Consider the following 24,455-nt stretch of genomic DNA (forward strand, 5'->3'; position numbering starts at 1 on the left):
AAATTGATATATTCACAACGTCATGTTGCAATTTTTGCAATATAAAAAGAGGGAGTGGAATCGGTGGATTTACGCGATTTGAAAATGTTCCTGCATCTGGCGGAAAGCCGTCACTTTGGCCGCAGCGCCCGGGCGATGCACGTTAGTCCCTCCACGCTTTCGCGCCAGATCCAGCGCCTTGAAGAAGACCTTGGCCAACCGCTGTTCGTGCGCGATAACCGCACCGTCACGCTCACGGAGGCCGGTGAGGAGCTGCGCATCTTTGCCCAGCAGACGTTGCTGCAGTATCAGCAGCTGCGGCACACCATCGACCAGCAGGGACCGTCACTCTCCGGCGAGCTGCATATTTTCTGCTCCGTGACCGCCGCCTACAGCCATCTTCCCCCCATCCTTGACCGCTTCCGCGCGGCGCATCCGTCGGTTGAAATCAAGCTCACCACCGGCGACGCCGCCGACGCGATGGAAAAAGTGGTGACGGGCGAAGCGGATCTCGCCATCGCCGGGAAGCCCGAAACGCTGCCGGGCGCGGTGGCATTCTCGATGCTGGAGAATCTGGCGGTGGTGCTGATTGCCCCGGCGCTGCCCTGCCCGGTGCGTAATCAGGTCTCGGTGGAGAAACCGGACTGGTCGACGGTGCCGTTTATCATGGCCGATCAGGGCCCGGTGCGCCGCCGCATTGAGCTGTGGTTCCGCCGTCAGAAGATCAGCAACCCGTCGATTTACGCCACGGTCAGCGGCCATGAGGCGATGGTGTCAATGGTGGCGCTCGGCTGCGGCGTGGCGCTGCTGCCGGAAGTGGTGCTGGAAAACAGCCCGGAGCCGGTGCGCAACCGCGTGATGATTCTGGAGCGCAGCGACGAGAAGACGCCGTTCGAGCTTGGCGTGTGCGCACAAAAAAAGCGGCTGCATGAGCCGCTTATCGATGCGTTCTGGAACATTCTGCCGAACCACTAGCCCGCCAGGAAAAAGCGGAACGCCGGGTTGTGGGTTTCGTCGTGACACTCATAGCCCAGCTCGTTCAGGCGCGTTTCGAAATCCGGCTCGTGATCGCCCAGCTCGAACGCCGCCAGCACGCGGCCGTAGTCGGTGCCGTGGCTGCGGTAGTGGAACAGCGAGATGTTCCAGTGCGTGCCCAGCGTGTGCAGGAACCTGAGCAGCGCGCCCGGCGATTCCGGGAACTCGAAGCTGAACAGGCGCTCCTTTAGCGGCTTCGACGGACGACCGCCGACCATATAACGCACATGCAGCTTCGCCATTTCATCGTCAGAAAGATCGACCACGCTGTAGCCGCCTTCATGCAGCAGGCTGAGGATCTCTTTGCGCTCCTCCACGCCGCGGCTCAGACGCACGCCGACAAAAATACAGGCGTCTTTGGCATCGGCGAAGCGGTAGTTAAACTCCGTCACCGAGCGGCCGCCCAGCAGCTGGCAGAACTTCAGGAAGCTGCCCTTCTCTTCCGGGATGGTCACCGCCAGCAGCGCTTCACGCTGTTCACCCAGTTCGCAGCGCTCGGAAACGTAGCGCAGGCCGTGGAAGTTCACGTTGGCACCAGACAGCACGTGCGCCAGGCGTTCGCCGCGAATGTTGTGCCGGGCAACGTACTTTTTCATGCCCGCCAGCGCCAGCGCGCCGGACGGTTCCGCCACCGCACGCACGTCCTCGAAGAGATCTTTCATCGCCGCACAGATTGCGTCGCTGTCGACGGTGACGATATCGTCGAGATACTCCTGGCACAGACGGAACGTTTCATCGCCAATGCGTTTCACCGCCACGCCCTCGGCAAACAGCCCGACGCGCGGCAGATCCACCGGATGTCCGGCATCCAGCGCCGCCTTCAGGCAGGCAGAATCTTCCGCTTCAACGGCGATGACCTTGATCTGCGGCATCAGCTGTTTGATCAGCACCGCCACGCCCGCGGCTAAGCCGCCCCCGCCTACCGGGACGAAGACGCGGTCGAGATGGGCGTCCTGCTGCAGCAGCTCAAGCGCCAGCGTGCCCTGCCCGGCAATCACCATCGGGTGGTCGAACGGCGGCACCCAGGTAAAGCCCTGCTGCTGCGCCAGCTCGATCGCTTTGGCTTTCGCTTCGTCGAAGTTGGCGCCGTGGAGCAGCACTTCGCCGCCGAACCCGCGCACCGCGTCAACCTTGATATCCGCGGTAGCGACCGGCATCACGATCAGCGCCTTCAGCCCTAAACGGGCAGAGGAGAACGCCACGCCCTGCGCGTGGTTGCCCGCCGAGGCGGTAATCACGCCGCGCGCTTTTTGCTCGTCCGTCAGCCCGGCCATCATCGCGTAGGCGCCGCGCAGCTTGAAGCTGTGCACCGGCTGGCGGTCTTCGCGCTTCACCAGGATCACGTTGTCGAGGCGCGAGGAGAGTTTTTCCATTTTTTGCAGGGGCGTGACCTGCACGGCTTCATAGACCGGCGCGCGCAGCACCGCTCTTAAATATTCCGCCCCCTCGGGGGTGGCGGATAAGGGTTGTGACTCGGCCATCATTAGCCCCCAAGTTTAGATTTATCGCGCACCGCGCCTTTATCTGCACTGGTGGCAAGGCTCGCGTAAGCGCGCAGGGCGAAGGAGACCTCACGCTGGCGATCTTTCGGCGTCCAGGCTTTGTCGCCGCGCGCTTCCTGCGCTTCACGACGGGCCGCGATTTCCTGGTCGCTCAGCTTGAGCTGAATGCCGCGATTCGGAATGTCGATTTCAATGAGGTCGCCATCTTCGATGATCGCGATGTTGCCGCCGCTTGCCGCTTCCGGGGAAACGTGGCCAATGGAGAGGCCAGACGTGCCGCCGGAGAAACGACCGTCGGTGATCAGCGCACACGCTTTACCGAGTCCCATGGATTTCAGGAAGGTGGTTGGGTAGAGCATCTCCTGCATGCCAGGACCGCCTTTCGGCCCTTCATAGCGGATGACCACCACGTCGCCCTCCACCACTTTGCCGCCGAGGATGGCCTCTACCGCCTCGTCCTGGCTTTCGTACACTTTTGCCGGGCCGGTGAACTTCAGGATGCTGTCGTCCACGCCTGCGGTTTTCACGATGCAGCCGTTTTCCGCGAAGTTGCCGTACAGCACGGCCAGACCGCCGTCTTTGCTGTAGGCGTGTTCCAGCGAGCGGATGCAGCCTTCGGCGCGATCGTTATCCAGCGTGTCCCAGCGGCAATCCTGCGAGAACGCCTGCGTGGTGCGAATACCGGCCGGGCCGGCGCGGAACATGTTTTTAACCGCGTCGTCTTTGGTCAGCATCACGTCGTACTGGTTCAGCGACTCCGGAAGCGTCAGACCAAGCACGTTTTTCACCTCGCGGTTCAGCAGCCCGGCGCGATCCAGCTCGCCGAGAATGCCGATGACGCCGCCCGCGCGGTGCACATCTTCCATGTGGTACTTCTGGGTACTCGGCGCGACTTTACACAGCTGTGGCACTTTGCGGGAGAGCTTGTCGATATCGCTCATGGTGAAGTCGATTTCGGCTTCCTGCGCGGCGGCCAGCAGGTGCAGCACGGTGTTGGTGGAACCGCCCATGGCGATATCCAGCGTCATGGCGTTCTCAAACGCGGCTTTGCTGGCGATGTTGCGCGGCAGCGCGCTGGCGTCGTCCTGCTCGTAGTAGCGCTTGGTCAATTCAACGATGCGCTTACCGGCGTTAAGGAACAGCTGCTTGCGGTCGGCGTGGGTTGCCAGCAGCGAACCGTTGCCCGGCTGAGAGAGGCCCAGCGCTTCGGTCAGGCAGTTCATGGAGTTAGCCGTGAACATCCCGGAACAGGAGCCGCAGGTCGGACACGCGGAGCGTTCCACCTGGTCGCTCTGCTCGTCAGACACTTTCGGGTCCGCGCCCTGAATCATCGCGTCGACCAGGTCGAGCTTGATGATTTTGTCGGAAAGCTTGGTTTTCCCCGCTTCCATCGGGCCGCCGGAGACGAAGATCACCGGAATGTTCAGGCGCAGGGAGGCCATCAGCATCCCCGGGGTGATTTTGTCGCAGTTGGAGATACAGACCATCGCATCGGCGCAGTGGGCGTTGACCATGTACTCCACCGAGTCGGCAATCAGCTCGCGCGACGGCAGTGAATAGAGCATGCCCCCGTGCCCCATCGCGATACCGTCATCCACCGCAATGGTGTTGAACTCTTTTGCCACGCCGCCGGAGGCTTCGATTTGTTCGGCTACCAGTTTACCGAGGTCGCGCAGGTGTACGTGGCCGGGTACAAACTGGGTGAAGGAGTTCACCACGGCGATAATTGGCTTGCCGAAATCGGCGTCGGTCATTCCGGTGGCGCGCCAGAGCGCGCGGGCACCCGCCATGTTACGACCGTGGGTGGTGGTGGCTGAACGATACTTAGGCATGCTTTATTTACTCCCGTCTGACTATGCAGTGGGACGGTGCGTGCCGTCCCAAATTTATATTTAGTGATTAACCTGATCCAACCAGCCGTATTTGTCTTCTGTTTCGCCGGTGAAGAGGCCGAAGAACGCCTGCTGAATGCGTTTGGTAACCGGACCACAGCGGCCTTCACCCACCTGAATACCGTCTACGCTGCGCACCGGCGTGATTTCAGCCGCGGTACCGGACATAAAGACTTCATCGGCCAGATACAGGGATTCGCGGGACAGCACCTGCTCGCGCACTTCGATACCGAGGTCTTTCGCCAGCCTGATGATCGCGTCACGGGTGATGCCCGGCAGCGCGGAGGAGGTAAACGGCGGGGTAAACAGAATGCCGTCTTTCACTTCGAACAGGTTTTCGCCCGCGCCTTCGGAGATGTAGCCATTGACGTCGAGTGCGATACCTTCCTGATAGCCGTGGCGGCGCGCTTCGCTGCCAACCAGCAGTGAGGAGAGGTAGTTACCGCCCGCTTTAGCGGCGGTTGGAATGGTGTTAGGCGCAACGCGGTTCCAGGAAGACACCATGGCGTCGATCCCCTGATCCAGCGCTTCCGCACCCAGATAGGCGCCCCACGGGAACGCGGCAATGATCACATCGGTGCTGTAACCGGCTGGCGGGTTTACGCCCATGCCGACGTCGCCCACGAAGACCAGCGGACGAATATAGGCGCTGGTGAGGTTGTTCTTGCGAATCACCTCGCGACAGGCTTCCATCAGCTCATCCACGCTTTGAGAGACCGGGAAACGATAAATTTTGGCTGAGTCATGCAGACGCTGCATGTGTTCGCGATGGCGGAACACCACTGGCCCTTTGTGAGAATCGTAGCAACGGATGCCTTCAAAAACGGAAGTACCGTAGTGCAGCGCGTGGGACATCACGTGGACCTTCGCGTCCTCCCAGCGAACCATCTCACCATTGAACCAAATGTAATCAGCTTTTTTTGTCGTCATTTTTTCGTCCTGTCACGCTTAAGCGCGGATTTGTTGTGATGTGGTTGTGCTCTGGCAGATGGCAACATGGGCAACGTCTACCAGCTTTGATAACTGACTAAACAGTAAGTCGACCGGCCGCGGGCTGGCAACGGTTAATTCGATACTGATGTTTTGCGCGTCGGTGGCCGTTTCCATATTCATTGCGCAAATTTGAAAACCGCGATGACGGACCACGCGCAAAACGCGTTCTAAGGTTTCCGGGTTGAAGCGAGCCTGCACGGCGACCTGATGTTGCATCATGATAATTTCTCCAGCATTTGTGAGTTACTGGCACCGGGCGGTACCAACGGCCAGACGTTCTCAAGCTCGTCGATTGAGACATGAAGCAGGTAAGGCCCTTCGCTTGACAGCATGGTGTCGAGTGCCGCTTCAACCTGGTCTTTACGGGTGATGTGCTGGCCAGGGATACCGAAGGCGCTGGCCAGAGTGAGGAAATCGGGGTTATCGGTGAGGGTCGTTTCGCTGTAACGCTCCTGGAAGAACAGCTGCTGCCACTGACGCACCATCCCCAGACGCTGGTTATCGAGCAATACGATCTTCAGCGGCAACTGCTTGCGCTTAACGGTGCCGAGCTCCTGGACGTTCATCATGAAGGAGCCGTCACCGGAGATACAGATAACGGTATCGTTCGGGCGGGCAACCTGTGCACCCACGGCAGCAGGCAGGCCGAAGCCCATCGTGCCCAGGCCGCTGGAGGTGATGAAGTTTTCCGGGCGGGTGTAGGTCATGTGCTGGGCTGACCACATCTGGTGCTGGCCCACGTCCGTTGTCACCACGCTGTCTGCCGGTTTACGGTCGGACAACTGCTTCAACAGCAGCGGCGCGTAGATGGCCTCGCCGGGATGGTCGTAACGCCAGGCATGTTCAGCGCGCATGTCTGCGGTGTGCTGGCGCCATGCGCCGATCTCCAGCGGCTGTGCCAGCGCCGGTAACAGCGCGTTGAGATCGCCCTGCAGCGCGACGTGCGCCTGGCGCAGCTTGTTCATTTCCGCCGGATCGATATCCATATGGATGACTTTGGCATTCGGCGCGAAGGTATTCAGCTTGCCGGTGACGCGGTCGTCAAAACGCGCTCCGACAGCGATAAGCACGTCGCATTCCTGCACCGCCAGGTTAGCCGCTTTGGTGCCGTGCATTCCCAGCATGCCGAGGTAGTACGGGTAATCCGCCTCTACCGCACCCAGACCTTTCAGCGTGCAGGTGGCGGGAATTTGCGTGGTGGAGATAAACGCGCGAAGCGCCGGAACGGCCTGGGCCATGCCCACACCGCCGCCTACGTACAGCATCGGCTGCTTAGCCTGCGCCATCATCTGACGCGCCTCTTCAACGTCTGCGTGCGGAAACGCATCGTCGCTTTCCACGGTGGAGAAGTGCGGCTCCAGATCGCCGAGCGCGACCTGGATATCTTTCGGGATATCAACCAGAACCGGGCCCGGGCGGCCAGAGCTGGCAACCTCGAACGCTTCGGCCATCACCCGCGGCAGCTCTTCGAGGGACTGAACGAGGAAGCTGTGTTTGGTGCAGGCCAGGGATAAGCCAAGCACGTCAACTTCCTGGAAGGCATCGGTACCGATGAATGGAGAGGCCACCTGGCCGGTGATCGCCACCACGGGAACGGAATCGAGCAGTGCGTCAGCAAGGCCGGTAATCAGGTTAGTTGCACCCGGACCGGAGGTCGCCATGCACACGCCGGTTTTCCCGGTCGCGCGGGCATAGCCGATAGCTGCCATTGCTGCGCCCTGCTCATGTCGGCACAAGAGGTGCTCCACGCCGCCGTCATACAGTGCATCGTAAATCGGCATAATTGCGCCACCCGGATAACCGAATACGGTTTCGACTCCCTGCGCGCGCAACGCATGTACTACCCATTGTGCCCCATTCATAGTTAGTTCCCCGTCATAAATCTGGAGAAACAGAATTTTGTGCTAGTGGTCATTCTCTGCTCCTCATTTAAGTTTTTTAGTCATAAAAAAACCCCCGGACCTTTCGGTGCGGGGGTCTTAGTTCGTTAAGGCTTGATTCTTAAGCCTTTCCTCGTCCAAGTGCAGCCCCGCACGGTGGGATAATAATCACCACCACGCTAATCACGACCAGGCTAATCACTAGTAGAAGGGCTGTCATTTTCAGTTCTTTTTGCATCTTGTTCGAAGGAATACCTAAAGAGTTACCACAGATATTTCATATGACACAAGATTTTTTTATGGCGAATTTCTGTAGCAGGCAAACTATTTCCATTAAAACCTTTGTTTTATATAGGGAAAAAATGGAAATGAAGTTTCTTCATTTTTTCGCCTGGTTCCCGCAGGCAAAGCGCGCGTCATTTCTTTTCTGCGAGGCCGGTTCCGCCAGCGTGTATTGATTGCAGTTTGTCGCGAAAAAGCAGGAACGCGCGTCGTAATTCGGCCATTCAACGCTAAACAGCGTGCAACCTTACTGGCATAGTCATCGCCAGGGAGGTGCTTATGTCACTGTCTGTTGTTTATACACGCGCGGCTATCGGAGTGAAGGCACCGCTTATTTCTGTGGAGGTCCATTTAAGTAATGGACTGCCCGGACTGACGCTTGTCGGCTTACCCGAAACGACCGTCAAAGAGGCGAGGGATCGCGTACGCAGTGCAATCATCAATAGCGGTTATGCTTTTCCCGCGAAGAAGATCACCATTAATCTCGCGCCTGCTGATTTACCAAAGGAGGGCGGGCGATATGATTTACCTATTGCTATAGCGCTTCTCGCGGCTTCTGAACAGCTCAACACCCCGACGTTAAGCTCCTGCGAGTTCGTAGGTGAATTAGCGCTTACAGGCGCGTTAAGAGGCGTTCCCGGCGCTATCTCGGGTGCGCTTGAAGCCATACGCGCAGGGAGACAAATCATTGTAGCCAATGAAAATGCCTCTGAAGTCAGCCTTATCGCCGAAAAGGGGTGTCTGGTAGCGGGTCATTTACAGGAGGTTTGCGCCTGGCTGGAAGGCCGACACGAGCTTGCCGAACCGCAGGAGAGTGACGAGGCGGTGCCAGATTCGCCCGATGACCTCAGCGATATTATGGGTCAGGATCAGGGTAAGCGGGCGTTAGAGATAACCGCCGCGGGTGGGCATAATCTGCTGCTTATCGGTCCGCCAGGCACGGGTAAAACGATGCTGGCGAGCAGGTTAAGCGGCCTGCTGCCGCCCCTTAATAATCACGAAGCGCTCGAAAGCGCCGCGATTTTCAGCCTGGTCAGCGCAACGTCGCTGCATAAGCAGTGGCGCCGCCGCCCTTTTCGCTCTCCCCATCACAGCGCGTCTCTCACCGCCATGGTGGGCGGAGGGTCAATTCCAGGACCGGGTGAAATCTCACTGGCGCACAACGGTATCCTGTTTCTGGATGAATTACCCGAGTTTGAACGCCGCGTGCTGGATGCGCTGCGGGAACCGATTGAATCTGGCGAGATCCATCTTTCTCGTACACGAACCAAAATAAGCTATCCAGCGCGGTTTCAGCTGGTGGCCGCGATGAACCCCAGCCCAACGGGCCATTATCAGGGTAACCATAACCGCTGCACGCCGGAGCAGACGCTGCGTTACCTGAGTAAGCTGTCCGGGCCCTTTCTTGACCGTTTTGATTTATCGCTGGAGATCCCTCTGCCTCCTCCCGGCCTGCTGAGGCAAACCGGTTTGAAAGGCGAAAGTTCGGCAGTCGTGCGGGAACGCGTCATTACGGCGCAGGCGCGGCAGTATGCTCGTCAGAACACGCTGAATGCCCGGCTGGATAACGCCGGGATCCGACAATTCTGTTCTCTCACCGCGGAGGATGCAGGCTGGCTGGAAGAAACGCTGACGCGTTTTGGGCTATCCATTCGCGCATGGCAGCGTTTGTTGAAAGTAGCGCGTACCATCGCCGACGTGGAGGGTTGCACAGGAATTGAGAGGCGACATTTGCAGGAGGCACTTAGCTATCGGGCGATCGATCGGTTGCTGCTGCATCTGCAAAAAATGCTGGCATAAAAAAAGGGGCCGTAGCCCCTTCTCTTCTTAGTCGTCAGACTCGGTGTAGTCTTCAGCACCTTCCATCTGCGGCTTACCGCCGGACAGCGTATGGAAACGCTTAGGACGCTTGATGCGAGCCATATACTTGATCCATACACGTTCTGCATCAGACTGCGGCTCACGCTCACCACGGCAAACAGAGACAAACTGTTTTTCGTCTTCGGTTGCTGGTTCACGTTTACCCAGATCCAGCTCGTTAAAGGCATAACCATGGCGCTCAAGAAGTTGAGCTTCTTTGATAGTGAAATCGCCGTGACGAGAGAACCCGCGCGGATAATGTTTATTGTCGAAAAAACGATTAGTCGTCGTAAAGCTTTCCGCCATCCTACACGCTCCTAATTCTTTGGCCGAGCTATTTATGGCGCGGAGTATTAGTTACGCTTGACAGAGTGTAAAACAAAACATTTAAATCATAACGACAAATAATTTTGTGGAGAAAGATGTGGATACGGAATTGCTAAAAACTTTCCTCGAAGTGAGCAGAACGCGACACTTTGGGCGAGCCGCTGAAGCCCTTTACCTGACGCAGTCAGCAGTCAGTTTTCGTATTCGACAGCTGGAAAACCAACTGGGTGTGAATCTTTTCACCCGTCATCGCAACAATATCCGCTTAACGCCGGCCGGGGAAAAACTGCTGCCGTATGCAGAAACCTTGATGAATACCTGGCAGGCGGCGCGAAAGGAGGTTGCGCACACTTCCCGGCATAATGAATTCTCCATAGGAGCTAGCGCGTCTCTGTGGGAATGCATGCTCAGCCAGTGGCTTACGCGACTGTATCGCTCGCATAATCATTTACAGTTCGAGGCCCGAATTGCGCAACGTCAGTCGCTGGTAAAGCAACTCCACGAGCGCCAGCTGGATCTTCTGATCACTACCGAAGCGCCCAAGATGGACGAATTTAGCAGCCAGATTGTGGGGCAGTTTAGCCTGGCGCTGTATGCAACAGAGCCTTCAATGATGAAGGCAGACCTCAATTATTTACGCCTGGAATGGGGCCCGGACTTTCAGCAGCATGAGGCTGGGTTAATTGCCAGTGATGATATCCCGCAGCTCACGACAAGCTCTGCGGAGATCGCCTGCCAGCAGCTTCCCTCGCTGAAAGGGTGTACCTGGCTACCCGTTCGCTGGGCAGATAATAAACCTGAGCTCCATGTTGTCACCGATTCGACGACGCTCTCCAGACCGCTGTATGCCATTTGGCTGCAAAACAGCGATAAGCAGTCGCAGATTAAAGATCTTTTGAAAATCAGCATACTGGATTAACGCAAAAGCCTGCGGAGACGCAGGCTGCACAAATTTCAGGAAGGTTTTCGCCTGTTTTACAGGCAAAAAAAAAATCCTTTGCCGAAGCAAAGGATTCTATATGGCAGGGGCGGAGAGACTCGAACTCGCGACACCCGGTTTTGGAGACCGGTGCTCTACCAACTGAGCTACGCCCCTAAAGTTTTTTGCCATTAAGCCTGCCGATAAGGCAGGCTTAATGTCTTAATAAGTGGCGGAACGGACGGGACTCGAACCCGCGACCCCCTGCGTGACAGGCAGGTATTCTAACCGACTGAACTACCGCTCCACCGAATACTTCTGTAACCACCGGATTAATGCACCGGCTCACTACTTAATTTGATGCCTGGCAGTTCCCTACTCTCACATGGGGAGACCCCACACTACCATCGGCGCTACGGCGTTTCACTTCTGAGTTCGGCATGGGGTCAGGTGGGACCACCGCGCTACAGCCGCCAGGCAAATTCCTGTGCTCTGTCCTGTGTCTTTTGGGCTGATACTGCGTTGGCTGCTCTCGTAAAGTCAGTCACATACCTCAGTATGCTCCTTCCTTTCCTTCGCTTGCCGCCTTGTCTCAGCGCAAAATCCTTCGGACTCTGAATCAAAGCTGAAAATTCTGTCTCTTCGCCAAAACATCTTCGGCGTTGTAAGGTTAAGCCTCACGGTTCATTAGTATCGGTTAGCTCAACGCATCGCTGCGCTTACACACCCGACCTATCAACGTCGTCGTCTTCAACGTTCCTTCAGGAGACTTAAAGTCTCAGGGAGAACTCATCTCGGGGCAAGTTTCGTGCTTAGATGCTTTCAGCACTTATCTCTTCCGCATTTAGCTACCGGGCAGTGCCATTGGCATGACAACCCGAACACCAGTGATGCGTCCACTCCGGTCCTCTCGTACTAGGAGCAGCCCCCCTCAATTCTCCAGCGCCCACGGCAGATAGGGACCGAACTGTCTCACGACGTTCTAAACCCAGCTCGCGTACCACTTTAAATGGCGAACAGCCATACCCTTGGGACCTACTTCAGCCCCAGGATGTGATGAGCCGACATCGAGGTGCCAAACACCGCCGTCGATATGAACTCTTGGGCGGTATCAGCCTGTTATCCCCGGAGTACCTTTTATCCGTTGAGCGATGGCCCTTCCATTCAGAACCACCGGATCACTATGACCTGCTTTCGCACCTGCTCGCGCCGTCACGCTCGCAGTCAAGCTGGCTTATGCCATTGCACTAACCTCCTGATGTCCGACCAGGATTAGCCAACCTTCGTGCTCCTCCGTTACTCTTTGGGAGGAGACCGCCCCAGTCAAACTACCCACCAGACACTGTCCGCAACCCGGATTACGGGTCTACGTTAGAACACCAGCCATTAAAGGGTGGTATTTCAAGGGCGGCTCCACGCAGACTGGCGTCCACGCTTCAAAGCCTCCCACCTATCCTACACATCAAGGACCAGTGTTCAGTGTCAAGCTATAGTAAAGGTTCACGGGGTCTTTCCGTCTTGCCGCGGGTACACTGCATCTTCACAGCGAGTTCAATTTCACTGAGTCTCGGGTGGAGACAGCCTGGCCATCATTACGCCATTCGTGCAGGTCGGAACTTACCCGACAAGGAATTTCGCTACCTTAGGACCGTTATAGTTACGGCCGCCGTTTACCGGGGCTTCGATCAAGAGCTTCGCGTTGCCGCTAACCCCATCAATTAACCTTCCGGCACCGGGCAGGCGTCACACCGTATACGTCCACTTTCGTGTTTGCACAGTGCTGTGTTTTTAATAAACAGTTGCAGCCAGCTGGTATCTTCGACTGATTTCAGCTCCACCCGCAGGGGCTTCACCTACATATCAGCGTGCCTTCTCCCGAAGTTACGGCACCATTTTGCCTAGTTCCTTCACCCGAGTTCTCTCAAGCGCCTTGGTATTCTCTACCTGACCACCTGTGTCGGTTTGGGGTACGATTTCGTGTTACCTGATGCTTAGAGGCTTTTCCTGGAAGCAGGGCATTTGTTACTTCAGCACCGTAGTGCCTCGTCATCACACCTCAGCGTTAAAAGGTACCGGATTTACCTGGAACCTCCGCCTACATGCTTAAACCGGGACAACCGTCGCCCGGCTAACATAGCCTTCTCCGTCCCCCCTTCGCAGTAACACCAAGTACAGGAATATTAACCTGTTTCCCATCGACTACGCCTTTCGGCCTCGCCTTAGGGGTCGACTCACCCTGCCCCGATTAACGTTGGACAGGAACCCTTGGTCTTCCGGCGAGCGGGCTTTTCACCCGCTTTATCGTTACTTATGTCAGCATTCGCACTTCTGATACCTCCAGCATGCCTCACAGCACACCTTCAACGGCTTACAGAACGCTCCCCTACCCAACAACGCATACGCGTCGCTGCCGCAGCTTCGGTGCATGGTTTAGCCCCGTTACATCTTCCGCGCAGGCCGACTCGACCAGTGAGCTATTACGCTTTCTTTAAATGATGGCTGCTTCTAAGCCAACATCCTGGCTGTCTGTGCCTTCCCACATCGTTTCCCACTTAACCATGACTTTGGGACCTTAGCTGGCGGTCTGGGTTGTTTCCCTCTTCACGACGGACGTTAGCACCCGCCGTGTGTCTCCCGTGATAACATTCTTCGGTATTCGTAGTTTGCATCGGGTTGGTAAGCCGGGATGGCCCCCTAGCCGAAACAGTGCTCTACCCCCGAAGATGAGTTCACGAGGCGCTACCTAAATAGCTTTCGGGGAGAACCAGCTATCTCCCGGTTTGATTGGCCTTTCACCCCCAGCCACAGGTCATCCGCTAATTTTTCAACATTAGTCGGTTCGGTCCTCCAGTTAGTGTTACCCAACCTTCAACCTGCCCATGGCTAGATCACCGGGTTTCGGGTCTATACCCTGCAACTTAACGCCCAGTTAAGACTCGGTTTCCCTTCGGCTCCCCTATACGGTTAACCTTGCTACAGAATATAAGTCGCTGACCCATTATACAAAAGGTACGCAGTCACCCCATAAAGAGGCTCCCACTGCTTGTACGTACACGGTTTCAGGTTCTTTTTCACTCCCCTCGCCGGGGTTCTTTTCGCCTTTCCCTCACGGTACTGGTTCACTATCGGTCAGTCAGGAGTATTTAGCCTTGGAGGATGGTCCCCCCATATTCAGACAGGATACCACGTGTCCCGCCCTACTCTTCGAGTTCACAGCATGTGCATTTTCGTGTACGGGACTATCACCCTGTACCGTCGGACTTTCCAGACCGTTCCACTAACACACAAGCTGATTCAGACTCCGGGCTGCTCCCCGTTCGCTCGCCGCTACTGGGGGAATCTCGGTTGATTTCTTTTCCTCGGGGTACTTAGATGTTTCAGTTCCCCCGGTTCGCCTCGTTAGCCTATGTATTCAGCTAACGATAGTGCAACGGATTGCACTGGGTTTCCCCATTCGGACATCGCCGGGTCAAGGGTTCATATCACCTCGCCGGCGCTTTTCGCAGATTAGCACGTCCTTCATCGCCTCTGACTGCCAGGGCATCCACCGTGTACGCTTAGTCGCTTAACCTCACAACCCGAAGATGTTTCACTTCATGATTGCGAAAATTTGAGAGACTCGAACACACATGAGCTGTGTGTCGTTTCAATTTTCAGCTTGATCCAGATTTTTAAAGAGCAAAACTTCGCAGTGCACCTTTTCAGGTTCACTCTGAAGTTTTCTTGTTTTGCAGTAAAGGATGGTGGAGCTATGCGGGATCGAACCGCAGACCTCCTGCGTGCAAGGCAGGCGCTCTCCCAGCTGAGCTATAGCCCCATCGTAGTGATCTCTCTACCGGTATTTTTGTTGAGGCAAGGCGTGGTGACACGAAGCATACCTGAGTATGTGAGTGTCGCCGCAACGCAGCATCAGCAAAAATTTGGTAGGCCTGAGTGGACTTGAACCACCGACCTCACCCTTATCAGGGGTGCGCTCTAACCACCTGAGCTACAAGCCTGCAGAGATTTTTACTGCTGTTTTTCATCAGACAATCTGTGTGAGCACTGCAAAGGCAGGTTCTTTAAGGTAAGGAGGTGATCCAACCGCAGGTTCCCCTACGGTTACCTTGTTACGACTTCACCCCAGTCATGAATCACAAAGTGGTAAGCGCCCTCCCGAAGGTTAAGCTACCTACTTCTTTTGCAACCCACTCCCATGGTGTGACGGGCGGTGTGTACAAGGCCCGGGAACGTATTCACCGTAGCATTCTGATCTACGATTACTAGCGATTCCGACTTCATGGAGTCGAGTTGCAGACTCCAATCCGGACTACGACGCACTTTATGAGGTCCGCTTGCTCTCGCGAGGTCGCTTCTCTTTGTATGCGCCATTGTAGCACGTGTGTAGCCCTACTCGTAAGGGCCATGATGACTTGACGTCATCCCCACCTTCCTCCAGTTTATCACTGGCAGTCTCCTTTGAGTTCCCGGCCTAACCGCTGGCAACAAAGGATAAGGGTTGCGCTCGTTGCGGGACTTAACCCAACATTTCACAACACGAGCTGACGACAGCCATGCAGCACCTGTCTCAGAGTTCCCGAAGGCACCAAAGCATCTCTGCTAAGTTCTCTGGATGTCAAGAGTAGGTAAGGTTCTTCGCGTTGCATCGAATTAAACCACATGCTCCACCGCTTGTGCGGGCCCCCGTCAATTCATTTGAGTTTTAACCTTGCGGCCGTACTCCCCAGGCGGTCGACTTAACGCGTTAGCTCCGGAAGCCACGCCTCAAGGGCACAACCTCCAAGTCGACATCGTTTACGGCGTGGACTACCAGGGTATCTAATCCTGTTTGCTCCCCACGCTTTCGCACCTGAGCGTCAGTCTTTGTCCAGGGGGCCGCCTTCGCCACCGGTATTCCTCCAGATCTCTACGCATTTCACCGCTACACCTGGAATTCTACCCCCCTCTACAAGACTCTAGCCTGCCAGTTTCGAATGCAGTTCCCAGGTTGAGCCCGGGGATTTCACATCCGACTTGACAGACCGCCTGCGTGCGCTTTACGCCCAGTAATTCCGATTAACGCTTGCACCCTCCGTATTACCGCGGCTGCTGGCACGGAGTTAGCCGGTGCTTCTTCTGCGGGTAACGTCAATCGGCAAGGTTATTAACCTTACCGCCTTCCTCCCCGCTGAAAGTGCTTTACAACCCGAAGGCCTTCTTCACACACGCGGCATGGCTGCATCAGGCTTGCGCCCATTGTGCAATATTCCCCACTGCTGCCTCCCGTAGGAGTCTGGACCGTGTCTCAGTTCCAGTGTGGCTGGTCATCCTCTCAGACCAGCTAGGGATCGTCGCCTAGGTGAGCCGTTACCCCACCTACTAGCTAATCCCATCTGGGCACATCCGATGGCAAGAGGCCCGAAGGTCCCCCTCTTTGGTCTTGCGACGTTATGCGGTATTAGCTACCGTTTCCAGTAGTTATCCCCCTCCATCAGGCAGTTTCCCAGACATTACTCACCCGTCCGCCACTCGTCAGCGAAACAGCAAGCTGCTTCCTGTTACCGTTCGACTTGCATGTGTTAGGCCTGCCGCCAGCGTTCAATCTGAGCCATGATCAAACTCTTCAATTTAAGTTTGATGCTCGTGAATTAAACTTCGTAATGAATTACGTATGTTCACTCAGAGACTTGGTATTCATTTATTGTCCGAAGACATTAAGAATCCATGTCACTTTGAGTGCCCACACAGATTGTCTGATAAATTGTTAAAGAGCAGTTGCAACGCGGCTTTCAGCTCACCGTTGCGAGGTCCCGTATATTACGTTTTCCTCATTCAGAGTCAAGCAAATATTTTCACTTTTCTCTGTTGGCGTTCATCTCTGAACCCCGCTGTCCCGGCGGCCTGTAAGCCGTTGTTCCGTGTCAGTGGAGGCGCATTATAGGGAGTTCTCAGACGTTGACAACCCCTCTTTTAAAAAAAACGTTCAACCGTCTCTTTTTTGCTCAAAACCGTGCTACAGCGCCAGTTTTTCGAGCGTTTCGAAGCCATAACGATGTAAAACGGGTAAAAGCTGTTCAGTTTCTTTTGTAACTGCCATACAGAAAGCGATATTTGCATCCGCTGATTTCGCATCCGGCGCTTCATGTTCCAGCAGCCAGGCCGTCCGACGCGCAATGGCAGCACCGGAATCCACCAGCCGGGTACCTTCTGGCAGAACCTTTAACAGCTCTTCCTGCAATAGCGGGAAATGAGTGCAGCCAAGGACAACCGTATCCGGTGGTTCCTGCATCCGCAGCCATGGACGCAGAATGCGACGCAGCTCTTCAAGCGATACCGTCTCGCCGTGCAGTTTCGCTTCCGCCATCTCCACCAGCTCTGCAGAGCCGAGCATCGCGATCTGGCATTCATTGGCAAAGCGATCGATAAGCTCGCGCGTATAAGGACGTTTCACCGTACCGCGCGTCGCCAGCAGCCCCACGATGCCGTTTGCCGTCAGGCGTGCTGCCGGTTTGATTGCCGGGACCACGCCCACAACCGGGAACGGAAATTTTTCGCGCAAGGCAGGAAGAGAAACCGTGCTTGCTGTATTACAGGCAATGACCGCCAGCGCCAGGGGATAGCGCTTTTGTACCGCGGTGACAATTTCAACCACGCGCTCAACAATAAAGTCTTCGCTCTTTTCCCCGTACGGGAAGGCGACGTTATCGAAGGCGTAGATGTAATGGAGATCCGGCAGGAGCTGCCGAATCTCGTCATAGACCGAAAGCCCACCGACGCCGGAATCAAACACCAGCACGGTAGGACGCGGATCAGAAGGTGTAGCTGCCAGACAAGGTGTATTCCCGTCCTGCAGTTTGGTAGCCATAAACTGTCTCGTAATCTTTATCGAACAGGTTGGCTATTTTACCACGAACTGTGAGGTGAGAGGTGACAGGATATGAAACCGCCACATCCCACAGGCTGACGCCGCCCATTTTCACCTTCTCTGACGGATATGTGCCGAAGTCAGTATCGTAGCGCGTACCGAGATAGTGATATGTCAGGCTCCAGTCAAAATCATAGATCCGGGTATCGAGCTGATACTTCACCTGCTGCTTAGCGCGACGATCCAGCAGTTGGTTGGTTGCCGCATTACGGGCATCAACATAGTCGTAACCGAGAGTATGCATGACCGGGCCAGTATCAAACGAGGCAGTCGCTTCAACCCCTTTAATACGTGCTTTACCGACGTTGTAATACTCCTGAAGGTTATTGTTGAAGTCGATCAGGTTATCAACATCGTTACGGTAAGCCGACACGCGCCAGTTTACACCAGCGGTAAGACCTTCGAACGCGCCTTCCCACTGCTTGCTCTCTTCGGGATCGAGGTGTTCGTTGCCGTAGAAGCCATAGAGCTGTCCAAGGTTTGGCGCTTTATAGGCTGTGCCATACGAAGCGATAACGCGATAACCTTCAATGAACTCCCAGGCCGCACTACTTTGCCAGGTACCGTGACGACCAAACTGAGAGTTATCATCGCTACGCACCGCCCCTTCCAGGGTGACATCACCAAACTGCTGCAATCCGGTGAGGTAGACGCCGGTGTTACGCAAATCATAGCCATTCGTCACATAATTAGTGCCCGGTTCAGTGCTCTGCTTTTGCCAGTCTACGCCCGCGCCAACGTTGCCATGGCCCACATCCACGGAGTTAACCCACTGAACATTGTACTGTTTAATTTCATCCAGTGTGGCAGACGAATCATATCGTCCTGAATGTGGGTCGTAGTTATAGTCTTTACTGTGGCTATAGCTGGTGAGCAGCTGTGAATGGAAGATGTCATCGTTGAAGCGCAGCCCTGCGTCCCAGGTCTGGCTGTACAGCTGACGCGTGTCGACCAGTACATCAGGCGTAAACGAGCTGTAATAACCGTCATAGGCGGTACGGTTGCTGTAGCCAAAGCCGCGAACGAACCCGCTCCACTGGTCTGAGAATGCATGCTCCAGTGCGCCGTAGAGCGTTTTATTCATAAAGCCATCGCGGTCGGTCTGAGCAAGGCCGCCATTGTTGCCGTCCGCGACCACATCAAAACCTTTGGTATAGGTGTAATCACCCGCAAGCGTTACGCGCGTGCTGTCGCCAAGCGTTTGCTGAGTGCTGCCGCCATAATTTTGATAGCCATGCGATCCTGCGCCCGCGGTCAGCGTCGTACCGTCCTTCGCACGGGTAGTAATAATGTTCACGACGCCGCCAATCGCGTCTGAGCCGTAAATCGCCGAACGCGGCCCACGAACATATTCGATACGCTGCACAAGGGAGATGGGGAACTGGCTGAGATCTGATGAACCTGTGACACCTGCCTGGTTAAGGCGCATACCGTCAACGAGGATCAGAACGTGGCTGGAGTTGGTACCGCGAATAAAAAGAGAAGACATTTGCCCCATACCACCGTTTTGCGCCGTATCAACGCCTGGCAGTCTGCGCATGACATCCAGTACCGTCGTGGATTGCCAGCGTTCAATATCTTCACGGGTCACGACGGATGTCGGAGCCAGAACGGTTTTTACAGGCTGTTCAAAACGGTTTGCTGTCACCACCAACGAGTCAGCGCTTTCCTGCGCCCAGCCCGAAAATGCCGTGACGGATAACGCCGTCAACAGCGATACTTTTTTAATCATTGTTAAAGCATCCACAATATAAGAAGGATGCCGCAGGCCTCATCCATAGCACGCGATGATGAAACCAAATGCGACGTGATCCCGGCAGGTCTTCGGGCTGGGTGGCGTTATACGGATGAAGACTTCCCATTTTCACAGTGTCTCTACTTCTCATCCCGCCAGTCTTTACCGCTGCGCGTCAGCTCCAGATTTACACTGGATTCCCTTTTCACTCTCAGGAGACCGGAAACAGAATGCTACAATTAGACACGTATAGATGTCCAGACAGCTATTAGCCATTAAATCTGGACATCCACTGCACAATCCCTACAATCCCCGCGTAATTCTTTATCATTCAGGACGCATCATGACCCCCGAACACCTCCCTACAGAACAGTACGACGCACAGCTGGCAGAAAAAGTTGTCCGCCTGCAAAGTATGATGACGCCGTTCAACGCGCCCGTTCCCGAGGTGTTCCGTTCTCCGGTCTGCCACTATCGTATGCGCGCCGAGTTCCGCATCTGGCACGATGGCGACGACCTGTATCACATCATTTTCGATCAGCAGACGAAATCCCGCATTCGCGTGGATAGCTTCCCGGCGGCGAGTGAACTGATTAACCAGCTGATGACGCTGATGATTGACGGCGTGCGCGACAATCCGGTACTGCGAAACAAGCTGTTCCAGATTGACTACCTGACCACCCAAAGCAATCAGGCGATTGTTTCCCTGCTCTATCACAAAGCGCTGACCGACGAATGGCGCGAGCAGGCAGAAGCCCTGCGCGATGCGCTGCGCGCGCAGAACATCAACGTGCACCTGATTGGCCGCGCGACCAAAACCAAAATCATGCTCGACCAGGATTATATTGACGAGCGTCTGCCGGTGGCCGGTAAAGAGATGGTTTACCGTCAGGTAGAGAACAGCTTCACCCAGCCGAATGCGGCAATGAACGTGCAGATGCTGGAGTGGGCGCTGAACGCGACGGAAGGATCGCAGGGCGATCTGCTTGAGCTGTACTGCGGTAACGGTAACTTCTCGCTGGCGCTGGCGCGTAACTTCGAGCGCGTGCTGGCGACGGAAATCGCCAAGCCGTCGGTTGCTGCCGCGCAGTACAACATCGCCGCTAACCACATCGACAACGTACAAATCATTCGTATGGCGGCAGAAGAGTTTACCCAGGCGATGAATGGCGTGCGTGAGTTTAATCGCCTGCAGGGGATTGATCTGAAGAGCTACCGGTGTGAGACGATTTTTGTCGATCCGCCGCGCAGTGGCCTGGACAGCGAAACCGAGAAGATGGTGCAGGCGTACCCGCGTATCCTGTACATCTCCTGTAACCCGGAGACGCTGTGCAAGAACCTGGAAACGTTAAGCCAGACGCACAAGGTTGAACGTCTGGCGCTGTTCGATCAGTTCCCGTATACGCACCATATGGAGTGCGGCGTACTGCTCACTGCACGATAATCTGCATGCCGGACACGCTTAGCGCCATCCGGCATTTTTTGGCAGGTGGCGCTTTGCTTACCTGCCCGCAAAACCTTCATTACTCCGGCAGCTGGCTCTTGCGGCTACGCATGCGCGAGCCGATCCAGAACACCAGCGCAACGGACAGTACCGCAGGCAGGAAGTTAGAGCCGATATCCGGGTATTCTGCACGCACCACGGTGCTGTACAACAGCACGCCCAGGATAAAGCTGGCTGCGGCCAGCCCCGGTAACCCGACAGGCATAGTGCGGTTCTGATAACGCTGATGCAGGCAGTACACCGTCAGCACCAGCGCGATAATCGGGAAAATCGAAAACGGAACGATTGAGCTAAAAATAGCGGCAAACGTACCGTTAATGGATAAGCCAGCGATCAATGCCAGCAACAGCGTTCCTTTATCCTGACCTGACTGTTTCATTACTCACCTTCACTCATCGGTTTGATGTGCCAACTTTTCTTGTTCACGGCGATACCAGTAATACGCACCCTTGGAGATCATCCGCAGCTGCAATACCAGCCGCTCTTCGAGCTGCTTGCGTTGTTCGATGCTGACGTCCAGCGCTTCGGCACCCGCGCTGAAAACAATGGTCACCATCGCCTCAGCCTGAGCTTCAGTAAACGCACGCGGCATATGGTTTTCGATTTCGAGATAGTCGGCAAGTTCCGCGATAAAATGCTGAATTTCACGCGCGACCGCGGCGCGAAACGCCGCCGACGTGCCGGAGCGCTCGCGCAGCAAAAGGCGAAACGCGTTAGGGTTATTGCCGATAAACTCCATAAATGTCGACACGGAGGTGCGGATCACGCTGCCCCCTTTGGCAATACGCTGGCGCGCCTGGCGCATAAGCTGGCGCAGCATCAGACCGCTCTCATCGACCATGGTCAGGCCCAGTTCATCCACATCACGGAAATGACGGTAGAAGGACGTTGGCGCAATCCCGGCCTCGCGTGCGACTTCTCGCAGGCTTAAACTGGCAAAACTCCGCTCAGCACTCAGTTGACTGAATGCGGCTTCCACCAGCGAACGCCGGGTTTTCTCTTTTTGTTGTGCTCTTACGCCCATCACGATAGTTGAATCCTTCCAAAGGCCCGTTGGCACTATACCAGAGAATAAAATTAATCTGTTTGCTCAGCTTTGTGAATGATTGTTTACGCGCGGTTTGTGCTCCACTGCCCGAAAAAAGCACAACGATAATTGGGTTACCCTGGCAATGATGTTATGATTCTGTTGCTTTTATGTATAAGAACAGGTAAGCCTTGCCATGCCACATTCCTACGATTACGACGCAATAGTTATTGGTTCCGGCCCCGGCGGCGAAGGTGCTGCTATGGGTCTGGTAAAACAGGGAGCCAGAGTAGCGGTAATAGAGCGCTACCATAACGTCGGCGGCGGTTGCACCCACTGGGGCACCATCCCTTCAAAAGCCCTCCGCCACGCCGTTAGCCGCATTATTGAATTTAACCAGAACCCTCTTTACAGCGACCACTCCCGACTTCTTCGTTCCTCTTTTGCCGACATCCTGAACCACGCAGACACGGTCATTAACCAGCAGACGCGCATGCGTCAGGGTTTCTATGAGCGTAACCACTGTGAAATTCTGCAAGGAAACGCGCATTTTGTGGACGAACACACCCTGGCCCTGGAGTGTCATGACGGTTCGGTTGAGACACTCACCGCTGAAAAGTTTGTGATCGCCTGCGGTTCACGCCCGTATCATCCGGCAGACGTGGATTTCTCGCACCCGCGCATTTACGACAGCGACTCCATCCTGAGCCTGCACCATGAACCTCGCCATGTGATTATCTATGGCGCAGGCGTTATTGGCTGTGAATATGCGTCTATCTTCCGGGGAATGGAGGTCAAAGTTGACCTGATCAACACCCGCGACCGCCTGCTGGCGTTCCTCGATCAGGAGATGTCAGACTCCCTCTCCTACCACTTCTGGAACAGCGGCGTGGTGATCCGTCACAACGAGGAGTACGAGAAGATCGAGGGCTGCGACGACGGTGTGATTATGCACCTGAAATCCGGTAAAAAGCTGAAAGCGGACTGCCTGCTGTATGCCAACGGCCGCACCGGCAACACCGATTCCCTGCAGCTGGCAAACATCGGGCTCGAAACCGACAGCCGCGGCCAGCTGAAGGTCAACAGCATGTACCAGACCGCGCTGCCGCACGTTTACGCGGTAGGCGACGTGATTGGTTACCCAAGCCTGGCATCAGCCGCTTACGATCAGGGGCGCATTGCCGCACAGGCGCTGGTAAAAGGTGAAGCGACCGCGCATCTGATTGAAGATATTCCGACGGGTATCTACACCATTCCGGAAATCAGCTCCGTAGGGAAAACCGAGCAGCAGCTGACGGCCATGAAGGTGCCTTACGAGGTGGGCCGTGCTCAGTTTAAACATCTGGCGCGGGCGCAAATCGTGGGAATGAGCGTGGGTACGCTGAAGATCCTGTTCCATCGCGAGACGAAAGAGATCCTCGGCATTCACTGCTTTGGTGAACGCGCGGCGGAAATCATTCACATCGGCCAGGCGATCATGGAGCAGAAAGGTGGCGGTAACACCATTGAGTACTTCGTTAACACCACCTTTAACTACCCGACAATGGCGGAAGCCTATCGGGTAGCCGCGCTGAACGGCTTAAACCGCCTGTTTTAACGCGCTGTCGAAATGGCCATCCATCGCACCGCGGATGGCCTCTGCCAGCTGCTCATAGCGGCTGCGCAGCGGTGACCCCGGACGATAAACCAGGCCAATCGTGCGGCGCGGCTCCGGCTTAATGCACGGCAGATAGACCACGCCATCACGCTTACGCTCGCGCGGCACGGCCAGTGCAGGCAGCAGCGTAATTCCGCTTCCCGCCGCGACCATATTACGCAGCGTTTCCAGGCTGGTTGCGCGGAAATGGGTATCTTCGTCAGCGCCCGCCTCGAAGCAGAAGCCCATCGCCTGATCGCGCAGGCAGTGGCCATCTTCCAGCATCAGCAGCTTTTCACCGGCCAGATCGGCCATCGGCACGCGATCGCGGTTCGCCCACGGGTGATCTTCATAGATCGCCAGCATCATCGGCTCATCGAACAGCGGCACTTCAATAAAGGCTTCACTCTCTTTTACCAGCGCCAGAATGGCGCAGTCGAGCTTGCCGCTGTCCAGCTGCGCCAGCAGCTGATGGGTTTGCGCTTCATGCAGATACATTTCGAGTTTCGGGAACGTCTGGTGCAGCATGGGAATGATGTGCGGCAGCAGATACGGGCCAACGGTTGGGATCAGGCCGATGTGCAGCGGGCCGGACATCGCCTCCCCCTGCTGGCTTGCCATTTCCTTGAGCACTTTGACCTCGCGCAGCACGGTGCGCGCCTGATCCACCAGCAGCAGACCTGCCTGTGTGAACAGAACCTTACGACTGGTGCGCTCCAGCAGCATCACGCCCAGCTCGTCTTCCAGCTTGCGGATCTGGCCGCTCAGCGTGGGCTGGCTGACGTGGCAGGAGTCTGCCGCGCGGCGAAAATGGCGGTGCTCGGCTAACGCTACCAGGTATTCAAGATCACGAATATTCATTATTCATCCTCCGTCGCCACGATAGTTCATGGCGATAGATAGCATAGCAACGAACGATTATCCCTATCAAGCATTCTGTTGAATAATACATCACACAGACGAGGCGGAACGTGTTTGAC

General features: G+C 55.7%; 18 protein-coding genes, 4 tRNA genes, 3 rRNA genes and 1 riboswitch. Of the genes, 5 read left to right on the forward strand and 20 right to left on the reverse strand.

Features of this window, described 5'->3' with window-relative positions:
* The first annotated feature begins 63 nt into the window (after positions 1 to 63).
* Positions 64 to 954 carry an HTH-type transcriptional activator IlvY gene (ilvY, locus tag MOQ06_RS17270; protein ID WP_148422466.1) on the forward strand — a complete coding sequence of 297 codons (891 nt, stop codon included), beginning with the start codon at positions 64 to 66 and terminating at the stop codon, positions 952 to 954.
* Here the strand turns inward: ilvY and ilvA are convergent.
* From ilvA to ilvL, 7 genes are all read right to left on the reverse strand, one after another.
* Positions 951 to 2,495 carry a threonine ammonia-lyase, biosynthetic gene (gene ilvA, locus MOQ06_RS17275; RefSeq protein ID WP_242174450.1) on the reverse strand — a complete coding sequence of 515 codons (1,545 nt, stop codon included), beginning with the start codon at positions 2,493 to 2,495 and terminating at the stop codon, positions 951 to 953. The two genes, ilvY and ilvA, sit on opposite strands and share 4 nt — an antisense overlap.
* Before the next feature lie 2 nt (positions 2,496 to 2,497).
* Entirely contained in the window at positions 2,498 to 4,348 is a 1,851-nt protein-coding gene (gene ilvD, locus MOQ06_RS17280) for a dihydroxy-acid dehydratase (protein ID WP_242174131.1), read from the reverse strand.
* Positions 4,349 to 4,408: 60 nt separating this feature from the next.
* Complete coding sequence (gene ilvE / locus MOQ06_RS17285; protein ID WP_176609211.1) at positions 4,409 to 5,338, reverse strand: branched-chain-amino-acid transaminase; 930 nt, start codon at positions 5,336 to 5,338, stop codon at positions 4,409 to 4,411.
* An 18-nt stretch (positions 5,339 to 5,356) separates the two neighbouring features.
* A complete protein-coding gene (gene ilvM / locus MOQ06_RS17290) occupies positions 5,357 to 5,620 on the reverse strand; it encodes an acetolactate synthase 2 small subunit (RefSeq protein ID WP_148422463.1) in 264 nt (87 codons plus the stop codon).
* On the reverse strand, positions 5,617 to 7,263 hold the full coding sequence (gene ilvG, locus MOQ06_RS17295; RefSeq protein WP_242174133.1) for an acetolactate synthase 2 catalytic subunit: 1,647 nt from the start codon (positions 7,261 to 7,263) through the stop codon (positions 5,617 to 5,619). The genes ilvM and ilvG overlap by 4 nt, the downstream gene beginning before the upstream one ends.
* A gap of 2 nt (positions 7,264 to 7,265) precedes the next feature.
* Complete coding sequence (gene ilvX / locus MOQ06_RS17300; protein ID WP_166792073.1) at positions 7,266 to 7,316, reverse strand: peptide IlvX; 51 nt, start codon at positions 7,314 to 7,316, stop codon at positions 7,266 to 7,268.
* Positions 7,317 to 7,402: 86 nt separating this feature from the next.
* Positions 7,403 to 7,501, reverse strand: a complete 99-nt coding sequence (gene ilvL / locus MOQ06_RS17305; protein WP_023620831.1) for an ilv operon leader peptide — start codon at positions 7,499 to 7,501, stop codon at positions 7,403 to 7,405.
* Between the two features lie 341 nt (positions 7,502 to 7,842).
* Between ilvL and MOQ06_RS17310 the strand changes: the two genes are divergently transcribed.
* A complete protein-coding gene (locus MOQ06_RS17310; protein WP_242174135.1) occupies positions 7,843 to 9,363 on the forward strand; it encodes a YifB family Mg chelatase-like AAA ATPase in 1,521 nt (506 codons plus the stop codon).
* Between the two features lie 27 nt (positions 9,364 to 9,390).
* Here the strand turns inward: MOQ06_RS17310 and MOQ06_RS17315 are convergent, their stop codons facing one another.
* Positions 9,391 to 9,729, reverse strand: a complete 339-nt coding sequence (locus MOQ06_RS17315) for a DUF413 domain-containing protein (RefSeq protein ID WP_006808641.1) — start codon at positions 9,727 to 9,729, stop codon at positions 9,391 to 9,393.
* A 118-nt stretch (positions 9,730 to 9,847) separates the two neighbouring features.
* On the opposite strand from MOQ06_RS17315, the gene hdfR reads away from it, so the two are divergent.
* Complete coding sequence (hdfR, locus tag MOQ06_RS17320) at positions 9,848 to 10,669, forward strand: HTH-type transcriptional regulator HdfR (protein ID WP_148422503.1); 822 nt, start codon at positions 9,848 to 9,850, stop codon at positions 10,667 to 10,669.
* Between the two features lie 101 nt (positions 10,670 to 10,770).
* Here the strand turns inward: hdfR and MOQ06_RS17325 are convergent.
* From MOQ06_RS17325 to btuB, 9 genes are all read right to left on the reverse strand, one after another.
* Positions 10,771 to 10,846, reverse strand: a tRNA-Trp gene (locus MOQ06_RS17325).
* 53 nt (positions 10,847 to 10,899) lie between these two features.
* Positions 10,900 to 10,976: transfer RNA gene (locus tag MOQ06_RS17330), tRNA-Asp, on the reverse strand.
* 55 nt (positions 10,977 to 11,031) lie between these two features.
* Positions 11,032 to 11,147 (reverse strand): 5S ribosomal RNA (rrf, locus tag MOQ06_RS17335).
* Positions 11,148 to 11,335: 188 nt separating this feature from the next.
* Positions 11,336 to 14,240 (reverse strand): 23S ribosomal RNA (locus tag MOQ06_RS17340).
* Positions 14,241 to 14,410: 170 nt separating this feature from the next.
* Positions 14,411 to 14,486, reverse strand: a tRNA-Ala gene (locus MOQ06_RS17345).
* Between the two features lie 104 nt (positions 14,487 to 14,590).
* Positions 14,591 to 14,667: transfer RNA gene (locus MOQ06_RS17350), tRNA-Ile, on the reverse strand.
* Between the two features lie 69 nt (positions 14,668 to 14,736).
* A 16S ribosomal RNA gene (locus MOQ06_RS17355) occupies positions 14,737 to 16,278 on the reverse strand.
* Together the 16S, 23S and 5S rRNA genes with 4 tRNA genes alongside form the textbook arrangement of a ribosomal RNA operon.
* Before the next feature lie 383 nt (positions 16,279 to 16,661).
* Positions 16,662 to 17,513 carry a glutamate racemase gene (gene murI / locus MOQ06_RS17360; protein WP_148422583.1) on the reverse strand — a complete coding sequence of 284 codons (852 nt, stop codon included), beginning with the start codon at positions 17,511 to 17,513 and terminating at the stop codon, positions 16,662 to 16,664.
* Entirely contained in the window at positions 17,458 to 19,305 is a 1,848-nt protein-coding gene (gene btuB, locus MOQ06_RS17365; RefSeq protein WP_242174137.1) for a TonB-dependent vitamin B12 receptor BtuB, read from the reverse strand. The genes murI and btuB overlap by 56 nt, the downstream gene beginning before the upstream one ends.
* 65 nt (positions 19,306 to 19,370) lie before the next feature.
* Positions 19,371 to 19,547, reverse strand: a riboswitch (cobalamin riboswitch).
* 104 nt (positions 19,548 to 19,651) lie between these two features.
* Between btuB and trmA the strand changes: the two genes are divergently transcribed.
* A complete protein-coding gene (gene trmA, locus MOQ06_RS17370) occupies positions 19,652 to 20,752 on the forward strand; it encodes a tRNA (uridine(54)-C5)-methyltransferase TrmA (RefSeq protein ID WP_242174139.1) in 1,101 nt (366 codons plus the stop codon).
* A 79-nt stretch (positions 20,753 to 20,831) separates the two neighbouring features.
* Here trmA and MOQ06_RS17375 read toward each other — a convergent pair whose 3' ends face one another.
* Positions 20,832 to 21,191 (reverse strand): YijD family membrane protein, encoded by a 360-nt coding sequence (locus tag MOQ06_RS17375; RefSeq protein WP_148422580.1) that lies wholly within the window; start codon positions 21,189 to 21,191, stop codon positions 20,832 to 20,834.
* Positions 21,192 to 21,200: 9 nt separating this feature from the next.
* Positions 21,201 to 21,839, reverse strand: coding sequence for an HTH-type transcriptional repressor FabR (gene fabR, locus MOQ06_RS17380; RefSeq protein ID WP_125915679.1), 639 nt, complete (start codon positions 21,837 to 21,839; stop codon positions 21,201 to 21,203).
* 196 nt (positions 21,840 to 22,035) lie between these two features.
* Between fabR and sthA the strand changes: the two genes are divergently transcribed.
* Positions 22,036 to 23,436, forward strand: a complete 1,401-nt coding sequence (gene sthA, locus MOQ06_RS17385) for a Si-specific NAD(P)(+) transhydrogenase (RefSeq protein ID WP_242174142.1) — start codon at positions 22,036 to 22,038, stop codon at positions 23,434 to 23,436.
* Here the strand turns inward: sthA and oxyR are convergent.
* Entirely contained in the window at positions 23,419 to 24,336 is a 918-nt protein-coding gene (gene oxyR / locus MOQ06_RS17390; protein ID WP_025758848.1) for a DNA-binding transcriptional regulator OxyR, read from the reverse strand. The genes sthA and oxyR overlap by 18 nt on opposite strands.
* Positions 24,337 to 24,455: the final 119 nt, after the last annotated feature.

The organism is Enterobacter sp. I4, from assembly GCF_022669095.1.
GTDB classification, from domain to species: domain Bacteria; phylum Pseudomonadota; class Gammaproteobacteria; order Enterobacterales; family Enterobacteriaceae; genus Enterobacter; species Enterobacter pasteurii.